This window comes from Verrucomicrobiia bacterium, assembly GCA_035577545.1.
GTDB lineage: Bacteria > Verrucomicrobiota > Verrucomicrobiia > Palsa-1439 > Palsa-1439 > Palsa-1439.
Window position 1 is genome coordinate 240,673 of sequence record DATLVI010000034.1, and the last position, 13,439, is coordinate 254,111.

Genomic DNA, 13,439 nt, shown 5'->3' on the forward strand with positions numbered 1-13,439 from the left:
AGTTGTCATGGGCAAGAAATCGAACATGCAACAATCAAGCCTCGTTCATGACTCGGTGAACTGCTGCACAACTGCGCTCCAACTCCCTTGCGTAGGTTTCTCGGCAATCGGATGCAAACGCAACCCGTAAAAGGTAATCACAACAGGATTCACGCGGGATCCGTGGATAAGACTTCCATGGATTCCACCGGCGCGCCTGGCAAGCTCACGGATAAAGCGCCGCGCGGCCTTGGCCGCAGTCGGCGACGTCTGAGCCGCAGCTATTCCTTTCCCAAGAGCTTTGCCTGGGGAGCGGCCACGGCGGCGGCGCAAATCGAGGGGGCGGCTTTTGAGGATGGGAAGGGTGAGTCGATCTGGGACCGGTTCGCCAGGGTGCGGAAGATCGATGCACCGACGATTGCGTGCGACCACTATTATCGCTATCGCGAGGATGTCGCCTTGCTGCGGCAACTCGGCGTCGTCAATTACCGGTTTTCCGTTGCATGGCCGAGGATTATTCCTCGGGGTGAGGGTGAGCCGAACCCCAGGGGTTTTGATTTCTATGATCGGTTGATCGACGCGCTCCTGGAAGCCGGTATCACGCCCTGGGTAACATTGTATCATTGGGATCTGCCCCAGACTCTCGAAGATCGCGGAGGCTGGCGGGTACGGTCCACACCGCAAGCCTTTGCAAAATACGCGCAACTGGTGGTCCAACGGTTCGGCGATCGCGTCAAACACTGGATGACTCTGAACGAAATTCTGCGATTTGTGCCCTGTGGATACGGTCATGGCTGTGATGCGCCGGGGGCGACGGAATCGGCTGCGGTGGTCAATCAAGCGTACCATCACACGCTCCTGGCCCATGGATATGCCGTCGAAGCAGTCCGCGAGTATGGCGGCAAACGGGCTTGCGTCGGCTTGGTTCACAATCCACCGGCCCCTGTGCCAGTAACGGAGACGCCGATCGACATCGCCGCCGCGCGCGCGGAATACACCCGGCACACGGCGCAACTCATGGGGCCGTTGTTCCTTGGCGACTACTCGCCGGCGTTTCTGGAAGCCGCCGGCGCGGACGCACCGCGGGTGGCGTCGGGCGATCTTGCGTTGATCTCGCAGAAGACGGACTTCTTCGGATTAAATGTTTATTATGGCGACTTCGTCCGCGGCACGACCGACGGCCAGGCGGAACGGATCGCGCTTCCGGCCCAGTATCCCAAGGCGGACATTTCCTGGCTCAACATCACGCCGCAAGCCATCTACTGGGCAATCCGCCACGCCCAAGAGGTGTACGGTGTGTCGACATTTTACATCACTGAAAACGGTGTGCCTTACACGGATCAGGTCCAGCCGAGTGGAGAGATTCATGACCTGGGTCGCCGCGAGTACCTGAGAAACCACCTGATCTCGCTGCATCGCGCCATCGAGGAAGGATTTGATGTTCGCGGCTATTTCCTGTGGTCACTATTGGACAATTATGAATGGGCCGAAGGATATGCCAAGCGCTTCGGCATCGTGCATGTTGATTACGAAACACTTCGGCGGACACCCAAGCTCAGTGCGCACTGGTATTCGAAGGTGATTGAATCGAACGCTGTTGTGTAAGCGTTCAGATATAGGATGGAGGCAGGACATGAATTACAGAAACAACCACACAAGGTCGGCGACGACGAGGACAGGGAGTTGCTGGCGGCGCGGTTTCACGTTGATCGAGCTACTCGTCGTTATTGCCATCATCGGTATCCTCGCAGCGATGTTGTTGCCCGCGCTGAACAAGGCGCGCGCCACCGCCAAAAAAGCTTCCTGCCTGAGCAACGTGAAACAGATCACGCTGGCCTGCATCATGTATGCGAATGACAACGACGAACAATTGCCGATTGGCATAACTTACCAGTCGGAATCACCCACGTATGTCAAAAATGCCGACGGTTCGCAGGTAACCAACTTCTATCAGGACGTCATTGGCCCGCAGATAGCCAACATCCCGAATCATATCACCCAGGTTTTCAAGTGTCCGGCGGCGAGGATAGTGCCGGCTGCGCTTGGCGGCCCTGCGCACGTCAGCGATCTTCTGACGGCCCCGTACGCGACCGATTTTCGCTACAACTGTTACGAATCGTGTCATGATCCAGGCCCTTTCAATACGCCCGCAGCCGGGCATGCGCCGGGTCGCCGGCTCAGCAACGTCGCCAACCCCTCTGCTGCGGTCCTGCTGGCTGACGTAGTGTTTCCGTACTGGCCGGCGAGCCTTTTTCCGCACGATGGGGTCAACTGCGGGTACGTGGACGGCCACGCGGAGTGGATACCGACGCAGGCATACTTTGCGCAAGTTACCCCTGGCGGCAGCGACAACATGTACGCAAAGTTCTGGACCACCGGCTGGCATTAGTGAAATGAATCGCCGCGGAAATTGGACGGTTGCCCTGGGATGCCTGCTGATTCCGGTGGGCATTGTTTCGGCCAAGGTCGCGGTTCTCAACGATGTCGCTCTGCCAAGACTCGTGAATCCGTCGTTTGAGGATCCGGGTGATGCGACCGACTGCGCGGCCGGTTGGGGACGGTGGGGCCAGTGGATGAATCGCGAGGAGAGTTGGACGCCGGTCCACAGCGGGCGTTGCCTCCTGGGATACCATCACTGGCAAATTCGCGATGCGAATGAATCGGGCGTCTATCAAGACGTCGGGCACGCGGTCGCAGGCGCGAGGTGCACGTTCGGCATCTACGCCAATCTGGACAAGGCCAAGAATCCTGCGCGAGACGCGCTCACTATCGAGTTGCGTCTGGAGTCGACCGTTGACGGTCAGCAGCAGATAGTGGCCTCAAACCTTTACCAGGTGGGCGGCCTCGCACCGAATCAATGGGAGAAACTGACCGTCTCTGGCGCTCCGGTTAATGACACGTTGCGGGTGCTGGTGATCGTAAAACCGTCGCCCCAGAATGGGACTCGCGGGGGAGCCATCCGGTTCGACGACGCATTTTTCGAATTGCCCAGCTGATTGCATTTGGACAACAACATCATGAACGTTTCACGACGAACGTTTGCAAAGTCTCGCGTTGAGGGGGATTCTCATCGGGCGATGACGGCACCATCCTGTGCGATTCGAGCCGTAAACAAAGCATTCAACGGAAATTGATGAAAAGCTCAAGACTCACCCTGGTTGGAGTTGTGATTGTGAGCGCACTCGTTTGTTCGGCGGGGGCCACAACGCCGGATCCATTTCTGGCGGCCAACGGCACCAATATCCGTAATGGTCACGGTACCGGCGATATCGTTCCGTTGCGCGGCGCGAACCTCGGTGCCTGGCTTCTGATGGAAGGCTGGATGTGTCCCATGGATTCGTCCGGGCTGCCGGACCATTACTCTGTCGTCCAGAAGCTCGTTTCCCGATTCGGAGTTACCACGGAGGAGAGCCTGATTCGGACGTATCAAAATACTTGGATCATGACCAATGACCTCGACAACATCCGGGCGTTGGGCATGAATCTGGTGCGTGTGCCGATCATGTGGACCGATCTCCAACGGCTGGATGGCACGTGGCGCGCCGACGCCTTTGACAGGCTCGACTGGGTCGTAAGCAACGCCTGGCAACGCGGAATTTATACGCTCCTTGACTTGCACGGCGTCCCCGGCGGTGTCAGTTCATCGCAAAGCGCGGGCGTGGCGAACCTGAATGCGTACTGGACGAACGCCGCCTACCAGGCCCAAACGACGCTCATCTGGTCCAATCTGGCCGCTCATTACGTGGGCAATCCCGCCGTGGCCGGGTACGATTTGGTTAATGAGCCGTTCGGCGCGCCGACACAAAACGCGATCTGGGTCATGTATAACAGTCTGTACCAGACGGTCCGGGCCGTGGATCCGGATCACATTATCATGATGGAGGGAACCTGGAGCGGGACTGGCACGAGCGGTCAATCATTAAACTGGCAGTGGGACGTTCTGCCGGCTCCTAGCGTGTACAACTGGAGTAATGTTGTTTACCAGATGCATGCCTACGCCGGCTCGAGCAGTGGCGTACAAGCTGAGGTCAACAAGCAAACGAGCGACTTCCTGAACCATCAATCGTGGAATGTCCCGGACTTCATCGGGGAGTTCCAGGGTTATGGCACCGGGTCTGCCTGGCAATACGCGGTCACACAATTCAATCAAAACGGCATCAGCTGGACCACTTGGGCCTATAAGGCCACCAACGGCACGGTCGGGGATTCCTGGGGCATTTATGACCCGATCAGTAGCAGCAGCCCTCCCAAGCCCAACATTCAAAGCGATTCGTCCAGCACCATTTCCAATGACTGGTCGCAGTGGAAAACGGCCACGGCATTCGGAATAACTTCCTATCTCAAGCAATACCTGGGCGAGCCGCTCGCCGTCGCCGATTCGTACACCGCCACGTCGGGTGTGACATTGGCAGTCAGCAGTGGCGCGGGAGTGCTGGCCAATGATCTGGACATCAACAACGGGCAGTCGGGGATTCTGCTAACCGCCGTGCTGGTGAACGGCCCGGCGAACGGTCAGTTGACTCTCAACCCGAACGGTTCGTTCTCCTATACTTCCACGGCCGGCTTCAGCGGTACCGACACGTTTCGCTACAGGGATTACGATGGGTACGCTAATTCCGTGAATATTGTTACCGTAACAATTCAAGTGAACCCGGCTGGAGTCCCTCCCGGTTGGAGCGATGAAGACATTGGATCACCGAGTCCGGCCGGCCAGGGGCAGTACGATTCAGGCACGGGCATTTGGACGATGTCCGGCGGTGGCGGTTCAGGCATTGCAGGGACGGCGGATCAATTCAACTATCTCTGGGAGAATTACTCCGGCGATGGCATCCTGATTGCCGAAGTGACTTCCTTGCAGAACACCGATCCCGCCGCCAAGGCTGGCGTCATGTTTCGGAGCGACGACAGCGCAAGCTGCGGGTTTGCCGACGTGGTAGTCCTCCCGGGCAACATCATTAATTTTGAATGGCGTAATCACAATGGCGCACAAGTCAATTCAGTACAGGTGACTGGCGTCGCGCCTCCCGTCTGGGTGATGCTCATCCGCAATGGCGGGAGCAGCTTTTCCGGATATTATTCCACGGACGGCACCAACTGGACGCAGATTGGAGGCGCGCAGATCGTTAGCGGCTTGAGCACGGTTGTTTTAGCCGGCCTGGCGGTCACCTCTCACAGCGCCAGCCAAGTCGCCACCGCGACCTTTACAAACGTCAGTGTGGCCCCGCCGACAGCCTGGCAGCAATGGCAGATGCAGTATTTTGGTAGCATCATCAATCCCCTGGGGGCCCCGGACGTGGATGCAGATGGCGATGGCCAGTCCAACGTTGAAGAGTTTCTGGCGGGCACCGATCCGACCAATGCGGCTTCGTACTTTCACGTAACCTCGATCACGCCTTCGGGCAGCAATCTTGGTATTGTGTGGATGTGCGCCGGCGGGACGACGAATGTACTGCAGGCGGCCACGAGTGTTAACGGGACGTATTCCAACGTCAGCCCAAACATCATCGTTACGGGGAGCGGAGTCACGACGACCAATTATCTCGACACGGGATCACTGACGGTGGTGAGTGGAGGGGCGTCCGACAATGCCTCGGCTCCTGCGTACACCGGGGGTAACTTCAACGGGGCCAACGGTGGCACCGGATTCGGAGCGTGGGTGGTCAGTCCTACCAACAACACAAGCAACGCCCTCTGGTTCATCACTACTTCGACCACCAACGGGGTTAATCCATCAGGCGGGATCGACAGCACGGGTGGCAAGTCATGGGGTTCTTTCGCCAATAACGGCGGGACGGGCTCGGCGGCGCGGGTATTTTCGGCGGGGGCGCTCGTGGTGAGTCAAACCCTGACGCTGGACATGGACAATGGGTACGTCGAATCCGGGGGCAGCGTGGGCTTTGATTTGCAGAACGCTTCCGGGCAGACCTTGCTCGAGATAAATTACGTCGGGATGAATCCGGGAGGCAGCTACGGCTCAATTGATGGGACGGGAACGCACAGTCTGGGGGTACCCTATACGGACAAAGGCGTGCATGTGCGGATCACGCTGACATCAGCCACAACGTACTCCGCGAGCTTGACGCCGGCGGGTGGATCGACGGTGAACGTCAACGGCACGCTGATTAATCCTACGGGAGGGCAGGGGATCAGCCAGATTCGATTGTTCGACAATAACGTGGCGGCAGGGAATACGGGTTCGCATTGGGATGTGTTCTGGAACAACTTCAGCATGAGCAGCGTGACCAATACGGTCAACACCGGGGCTCTCAACGCCGCTGGCCGTTACTATCGCGTGCTCCTTGTGCCATAGACAAGACGCATCCAAATGACAATTCGCCAGAGCCTTTCTATCGTGATCGCCACGGCCTTTTTGCCGATCATTTCAAGCGGCGCTCCGAATGGCTTCGAGAAAACAGGGGATTCGACGCCCTACGGGGACGCGTTCGTCAAAAAGAACATTCCCTACGTCGCCAATCCTCACTTGCGACAAACCTTTGACCTCTATCTTCCGAAGGATCCGGGATTGCGACCCAGTACCTTGATTTTTTGGTTGCATGGCGGCGCATGGATGTTGAGCAACAAGGATTGGGACAACGTGAAGTACCTCGTAAAGCGTGGTTACGCACTCGCGAGTGTGGACTATCGCTTGAGCGGAGACGCCAAGTTTCCAGCCCAGATAGAGGACTGTAATACCGCCTTGAATTTCATTATCGCGCATGCGGGCTTGTACGGCATCGATCCGAAACATTTCGTCGTAAGTGGCGCTTCCGCCGGCGGTCATCTGGCGTTGCTCCTGGGACTGGCGCGAAACGAAAATGCGTTTGGCGCCGATTCATCGATCAAACCATTCGCCATTCTCGACTTTTTTGGGCCAAACGACCTCACCACCATCCTTGATGAAATCGGCCCGGGACACGGCCATCAGGTTCTGGAAGATGCCCAAGCGCGTCTTCTGGGCGGCCCAACGACCAATCAACTGGACATGGCTCGCGCAGCCAGCCCCATCACCTATGTAGGTCCGGGAAATCCGCCGGTGCTAATCCTGCACGGCGACAAAGATGATTTGGTGCCCTATCGACAAAGCGAGCGGCTGCATTTACGGCTTGACCAGGTTGGAATAACTAACGAGCTTGTTACCGTCCATGGCGCAGGACACGACGGTCCAATGTTCGAGACACCGGAAATCCAGGAGAAAGTCATCTCTTTCCTGGGCAAATTTACTCCATCGAGCAAATAATATGAGACCTTTCTTTCAGCGAATCACAACGGCAACTGCTGCGGCTCTTTGCGTGACGCTCTCGCCCGTTACACGCGCAGCCAACGCTGAAACTCCGTCGAAACCGGCGATGCTTGCACCGCTCCATGCCAACGGCGCGGCGATCGTGGATGAACACGGGAAGCCGGTGGTTCTGCGCGGATGTAATTTGGGCAACTGGCTGCTCAATGAACTGTGGATGATGGATATGAACGGTCCCGACGATCCGAAGGACCACTGGCAACTGGAAGAGTTGTTACAGCAGCGCTTCGGGGCGGAGGAAAAGGAGCGTTTGCTCTCACTCTACCGGGAGAATTGGATCAAGCCGCGGGATTTCGACATCATCAAGTCGTGGGGTTTTAATGTGGTGCGATTGCCTATCTATTACGACCTGCTCGAAGACGACGCCAGGCCGGGACGGCTTCGTCCGGATGCTTTCAAGTGGTTGGACCACGCCGTCAGCATGGCCACGACAGCGGGTATTTATGTGATCCTGGACCTGCATGGCGCGCCCGGAGGCCAGAGCACCGACCAGTGCACCGGACACGGCGGCCAGAACAAGCTCTGGTTGCCGGAGAACAGAAAACGGGCAGCAATTCTCTGGAAGGCAATGGCCGAGCACTATCGCACCAACCCGACCGTCGCCGCCTATGATTTGCTAAACGAACCCTATGGCAATCATGGGGATGAACCGTCCGACTCAATGCTCGTCACGACCATGGACGAATTAATCCATGCTATTCGCGAAGTGGATCAAAAGCATTTGATTCTGTGTGCGGGATCGCTTCGAGGAATCACGATGTTTGGCGCTCCCGCTTCGCGCGGGTGGAAGAATGTTGGCTACACGGAACACTTTTATCCTGGCCTGTTTGGCGGCGTACCGGTAATGGAAACGCACGCGCGGTTTATCGGTCTCAATTTGCGGTCGAAGATGGCGTTGATTCAGCGGTGGAAGGCGCCTTATCTGGCTGGAGAGTTCAATGTGGTTTTCGATAAGGCGGGCGGTGCGGCCATGATGCGGCGCTATTACGACCTCTTTGCATCGCAAGGATGGGCGGCCACGATGTGGTCGTACAAGATCGTCAAACACCAGGGCGGGCGTCACCCGAATAATTGGTACATGGTGACGAACCTAGACGATCTCAAGATCCCTCACTTCCGCACAGACTCGAAGGAGGAAATTGAGAACTTCTTCCGAACCCTCGGAACAATGAAGTATGACCAGGACGACGACTTGCGCGTCGCACTGACCAGCAGCACGCCACCGGCCCTGGCACTACAGGAATATCCGTTCATCTCCGGGCCGGCCCCGCAGGATCATTTGCCGGTCGATTGGGAAAGCAGCGATTTGGGCAAACCGTTTGTCAAAGGCGGCCAGCACGTTCTGGCCAGGGACCAGATGGAGGTTTTTGGCGCGGGAAACGATGTCTTCCAGGGCAATGATGAATGTCATTTCGTTTCACGGAAGGCAGCGGACCGCTTTGAACTGAGCGCGAATCTTACCCCCCCGATTGACACCCACATGTACGCCAAGGCGGGGCTGATGTATCGCGCCGGTCTCAAGGCCGATGCGCCGATCGTCATCGTGAACTTGATTCCCGATGGTACGTGCACGTTCGCGTACCGACGAACGGCAGGGGCACGCATCACCGAGAACCGTCTGGCGCTTGCTGGACAAACACGCACCGTTCGTCTCGTCCGCAATGGCGCTCGGTTTGAAGCCACCGCTCTCGACGGTGATGGGAAATCATTGGCCACCCAATCCGTCGATCTGCCCGAGCTTGCCGCCGCAAAGGGCAATGTCGGGCTGTTCGTTGTGAGTCACGAGGCGCTGCTCCTCAGCAAGGCCACTTTCTCCGATATCCAACTGCACTGACCCTGTGCTGTGTAAAAAATCATCCGGCCTGTGGAGCGCTAAAAGTGGGAGTCGAGGTGTCAGGGAAACTGTCGGGGAAAAGTGGTGAAAGATGCGTCTGAGTGATGGTCGGTAGTGGTGGATTGGCCTTGATTCTCAATAAGGATTACGTACAAAATGGCCGATAATTGAGGATTCGGGGGTTCGAGTCCTACCTGTGGAGTCTGTTTTTGTGCTTTCCTCGGGCTTCCATCAGCGGTCTAAAGGGATGGTTGTCGTGTGCGCAATACCTGTTAACCGGATAGCTGGGCACCAGATGGAGGCACTTGATCCGATAGAGGTTCGTCGTTACGGCACTGGCGAACGAACTGTCGTCGTCCTTCACGGTGGACCGGGCGCGCCAGGATCGGCCTCCGGGCTTGGCCGCGCACTGGCGCCATATTTTCAAGTGCTCGAGCCCCTTCAAAGGCGATCGGGTCTCGTGCCTTTGACAGTCTCGCGGCACGTGGAGGATCTGGCAGCCGTTGCGCCGAGGCCAGCCGCTTTGATTGGATGGTCTTGGGGAGCGATGCTCGGCTTGTCGTTCGCGGCCCGCTTTCCGGAGCGTGTTTCGGATCTGGTACTCGTGGGATGCGGCACCTACGATTCGGCGACGCGCACGATCTTCAAACAGTCGCTTGACCATCGACTGGGTGACGAAGGACGCCGCAAGATTCGCGCTCTTCAGGACCGCCTCGCGGCGGAATCAGACAATGGCCGTCGTGACGTAATCCTCGGCGAACTGGGCGCGGCGTACATGCGGATCGAGTCATACGACCTACTCGAGACGGTACCCTCAAGCGATGAATTGCCTCCCGACGAGGCAGGACACAACGAAACCTGGAGCGATGTATTGCATCTCCAGCAGGAGGGGATCGAGCCCGGTATCTTCCGTAAAATATCGGCACGCGTCCTGATGATTCATGGTGACATTGACCCTCATCCGGGTGCTCAAACGTATGAACTCTTGCGACAGTTCATTCCCGGGCTCGAATACGTGCAGCTTGATCGCTGTGGCCACGAGCCCTGGCGCGAACGTCACGCGCGTGGCAATTTTGTCGAAGTGGTTCGGGCATGGTTGGTTCCAAGATAGGCCGCTCCACGCAAGGCGCGTTGGGCCGGCTAGCCCACAAAGTCGGCCCCCTGTTTTGGCAATGACTTTGTCGAGATAGAGTATGCGGCTGACGGGGTACACCTGGTTTTGGGCCTCACGTTGTGAAACAATGGCGGCATGGATTCCTCAAATAGTGGATCAGGTCGCCGACGCAGAACTCCTGAGCAGCGGCAACGACTGGTGACGCGCCTTCACCAAAGTCAATTGCGCGAGGAAACGTGATCGGGATCGTCTAGGTACAACTCGATGACTTGGTGGCTCTCGAATCCAGTGGCGCGCTACCTCAGAACGTCAACTACGCGCTTAAGAGTTCATTCCTCATCCCGTTCTTGGACTCCGTGCAGGAATTGGCAGGCAAACTCAAAGAACCCCACACCGAGAAAGACCGTCCCTTCGCCGATGTGGTCAAGGATCTCCAGAAGGCCACGGTAATGGTGATCGTGTATTGATTGACTGACGCCAGTGGCGCTTGCTACGTGCAGCAAACCGAGCGAGATTATCAACCGTGACCGAGATCAGACCATGCCAGGTAGTTACGTATCCGATGCCTCGAGAGCGATTACGAGTACCGCGTAGCGCGTGTCTCAGCTCGGGCCGGGTGAGGAACGTCCCACGGACGCACTCGCCATTGAGCATACACGCGACTTGCCAGCCGGTCTGTCCGCTGGTATAAGTCAGCTTGTGAATCGGCGGCCAGAGTCTCGTTTTGGTCTTGGTAATTGTCATGGCATGGTGAACCTTTCGATACCTCACTTTGCCATTTATTGCCAAGTACAGTCAGGCTGATTCGCGTAAGTTGTTGCAGGAGGGGTGGCTGAGTGGTCTAAAGCGGCGGTTTGCTAAACCGCTGTACGGGATTAAAGCCTGTACCGAGGGTTCGAATCCCTCCCCCTCCGCCAGTTTTTTTGTAAGGCGGGATGGTGTACGGCTGGCTCGGCGATCACGACCGATGTCGGTACTTGTGGATGATGAAGGCGCCGATGGCGAGCAGCATGAGGACGCTGGGTTCAGGAATGATGCCGATTTGGTGCAAGGAGCCGCCACTGAGGATCAGGATGTTGTCGCCGGCGCCCAGCACACCGAGGCCGACGCCCGTCACCCCGTTGGTGCTCTGGAAATACAATTCGACATTGTTGCTGATGATCAGCAGCGAGCCGGGATCCAGGGTCAGCGTATTCAAGTACAACCCGGCCACCAGCCCGTCATTGGTGCCGACCGTGCCAAAGGCGTCCATCACCACCGTTGTGGACAAGCCACTCAATTCAAGCGTGCCCAGCGCGAAGTTGTTGCTGTAACCGAAAATCATATCGTTTGTGCCAAAGGCGAACGCATTGGTCGAGAACGTCCCGTTCGCGGTGGTGAAGAAGGTCTCGTTGGAGGGTTGCGCACTACTGGCGTACCCGCCGAGGTTAATCCCCGCCACGAAGAACTGTTGCGTGCCCTGACCGTCCATGACGAACTTGCCATTGAGCGTATTGTACTGGTTGGACAGGGTGCTGACGTTGACGAAGTTGTTTTTGAAAATGCTCACGCCGCCCGAGGACATGCTGACATAGCCGTTGGTGGCAACGGTGTAGTTGGCGAGAAAGACATTGGTGCTCGGGTTCATAACCCAGGTGCCCTTGTTGACGACTGCGCTCGCAAAGGTTCCCACGCTATTGATGAAGCTGACCGTGCCGGCGTTGGTGAACACCGCATCCACAATCAAGCGCCCGTTGTTGGCCCCGAAGACGCCATTGGTCTGGTTGAACACCGTGCCACCGGTCAGATGGAGGTCGGCGGCGCTGGAACTCGCCAGGAGCGTGCCTGAATTGATGAGACCAGCGGCAACCGTGCCGTAACCAAGGACCCGCCCGCCATCCAAGTTTGTCAGTGTGCCGTCGACCAACGTGCCGCCCATGAGGCTGACGGTGCCGCTGTTCTGCCACGCGGTCGCGACGTCCAGCGTGCCGCTGTTGGTGATTACGATCGTCCCGTTCTGCACCGGCGCCAAAGCAAGGGTCAATGTTCCGCCGGCCGCGGTGAGAGTGGAACCGGCGCCATTCACGAGCAACGACGTGAGGGTGCCGAAGCCGGTTACCTGATTGAGATTGGTCAGCGTGCCGCCGATCACCGTGCCGCCACGCAGGCTAATCGTACCGTTATTGTTCCAGGCGGCGACGACGTTCAATGTGCCGGTGTTGGTCACGATAAACGTGCCGTTCTGTGTTGGCGCGTTGGACAGGGTGAGAATCCCGCCGGTCGCGGTCAGGATGCCCCCGCTGTTATTGACCACGCGGCTGCTGATGGTACCGAAGCCGTTGATCAGGCTGAGGTTGGTGACCGCGCCGCCGGCGAGCATGCCGCCCAGCATATTCACGGTTCCGCTGGCGTTGTTCCAGGCGGGCACAATCTGTAGGGTGTTGCCGCTGGCGACGTTGATCGTGCCTCCCGTCGCGTTGTAGATCGTGTTACTGAAGGCGCCGAAGCCGGTAATCGTGCCTTTGTTCGTCAGAGCGCCTCCGCTGACGACTCCGCCGGCGAGTTGGATTATGCCGTTGGTGTTCAGCCAGGAAGGGGTGACGCTGAGCACCCCGCTGCTGCTGATGGTCGCCACGCCGCGGTTGATGACGAACGCGCCCGTGTTAGTGCCGACCGTGAGTGTGCCGTTGGTCGCGAGCAACGTGCCCGTGGTGTCGTTTAGCAACGAAGCTCCCAGCGCGCCGGGGCCGGTGATCGCATTCTCGTTGGTTATCACGCCAGCCATAATGAGACCGCCGCCGCCCAGCGCGATGGTGCCCGTGTTGACCAGCACCGCGTTGGTGAGATTGATCGAGGAACCGCCATCGAAGTTATGCAGCGTGCCGGAGTTGAGGTTGTTAAACAGGCCGATGGTGAGCACACCGTTGCTGGCAAGGATGGTGGCGCTGGTATCGTTGACGATGGCGGGGGTGATGGTGCCGGAGCCGGTCACAAACAGGTCGTTGGTGATGACCCCGTGCGCGCCGTTGGAGATCACCAACGTACCGCCGAGCATCGCGATCGTGCCGTTGTTGTTGAAACTGCTGCCCGCACCGCCGCCGAGCACCAAGTTGAGAATGGCCCCGTTGCTGGCCCCCAGAGTCGCGTCGTTGAAGTCGCTCATACCCACCGAGAAGACGTTCAAGCCGGCCACCGGGTTGGCCGCCATGATCGTGCCGTGGTTGGCGACAGTCTGC

The 13,439-nt window shown here is 58.0% G+C and carries 9 protein-coding genes and 1 tRNA gene; 9 read left to right on the forward strand and 1 reads right to left on the reverse strand.

Annotated features, from left to right (window positions below):
* Positions 1-177 precede the first annotated feature (177 nt).
* The 9 genes from VNL17_13080 (at position 178) to VNL17_13120 (ending at position 11,141) form a co-directional block, all read left to right on the forward strand.
* A complete protein-coding gene (locus VNL17_13080; protein HXI85014.1) occupies positions 178-1,584 on the forward strand; it encodes a GH1 family beta-glucosidase in 1,407 nt (468 codons plus the stop codon).
* 28 nt (positions 1,585-1,612) lie between these two features.
* Positions 1,613-2,368 (forward strand): type II secretion system protein, encoded by a 756-nt coding sequence (locus VNL17_13085; GenBank protein HXI85015.1) that lies wholly within the window; start codon positions 1,613-1,615, stop codon positions 2,366-2,368.
* A 4-nt stretch (positions 2,369-2,372) separates the two neighbouring features.
* Positions 2,373-2,975, forward strand: a complete 603-nt coding sequence (locus VNL17_13090) for a hypothetical protein (GenBank protein ID HXI85016.1) — start codon at positions 2,373-2,375, stop codon at positions 2,973-2,975.
* 137 nt (positions 2,976-3,112) lie between these two features.
* Positions 3,113-6,289 (forward strand): cellulase family glycosylhydrolase, encoded by a 3,177-nt coding sequence (locus VNL17_13095; GenBank protein HXI85017.1) that lies wholly within the window; start codon positions 3,113-3,115, stop codon positions 6,287-6,289.
* Between the two features lie 15 nt (positions 6,290-6,304).
* Positions 6,305-7,216, forward strand: a complete 912-nt coding sequence (locus VNL17_13100) for an alpha/beta hydrolase (protein ID HXI85018.1) — start codon at positions 6,305-6,307, stop codon at positions 7,214-7,216.
* 1 nt (position 7,217) lies between these two features.
* Positions 7,218-9,110: a cellulase family glycosylhydrolase gene (locus tag VNL17_13105; protein ID HXI85019.1), complete on the forward strand. Its 1,893-nt coding sequence runs from the start codon at positions 7,218-7,220 to the stop codon at positions 9,108-9,110.
* A gap of 295 nt (positions 9,111-9,405) precedes the next feature.
* Positions 9,406-10,221, forward strand: coding sequence for an alpha/beta hydrolase (locus tag VNL17_13110; protein HXI85020.1), 816 nt, complete (start codon positions 9,406-9,408; stop codon positions 10,219-10,221).
* Positions 10,222-10,496: 275 nt separating this feature from the next.
* On the forward strand, positions 10,497-10,691 hold the full coding sequence (locus VNL17_13115; GenBank protein HXI85021.1) for a hypothetical protein: 195 nt from the start codon (positions 10,497-10,499) through the stop codon (positions 10,689-10,691).
* Positions 10,692-11,046: 355 nt separating this feature from the next.
* Positions 11,047-11,141 (forward strand) — tRNA-Ser (locus VNL17_13120).
* Positions 11,142-11,182: 41 nt separating this feature from the next.
* Here VNL17_13120 and VNL17_13125 read toward each other — a convergent pair.
* Positions 11,183-13,439 (reverse strand): hypothetical protein (locus tag VNL17_13125; protein HXI85022.1); only part of this gene is annotated, 2,257 nt, incomplete at its 5' end.

Excerpts from the sequence above, each read along its gene's own strand:
- VNL17_13080 (HXI85014.1), top strand. The coding sequence starts at position 178 with ATGGATTCCACCGGCGCGCCTGGCAAGCTCACGGATAAAGCGCCGCGC.
- VNL17_13085 (HXI85015.1), top strand. The coding sequence starts at position 1,613 with ATGAATTACAGAAACAACCACACAAGGTCGGCGACGACGAGGACAGGG.
- VNL17_13090 (HXI85016.1), top strand. The coding sequence starts at position 2,373 with ATGAATCGCCGCGGAAATTGGACGGTTGCCCTGGGATGCCTGCTGATT.
- VNL17_13095 (HXI85017.1), top strand. The coding sequence starts at position 3,113 with ATGAAAAGCTCAAGACTCACCCTGGTTGGAGTTGTGATTGTGAGCGCA.
- VNL17_13100 (HXI85018.1), top strand. The coding sequence starts at position 6,305 with ATGACAATTCGCCAGAGCCTTTCTATCGTGATCGCCACGGCCTTTTTG.
- VNL17_13105 (HXI85019.1), top strand. The coding sequence starts at position 7,218 with ATGAGACCTTTCTTTCAGCGAATCACAACGGCAACTGCTGCGGCTCTT.
- VNL17_13110 (HXI85020.1), top strand. The coding sequence starts at position 9,406 with ATGGAGGCACTTGATCCGATAGAGGTTCGTCGTTACGGCACTGGCGAA.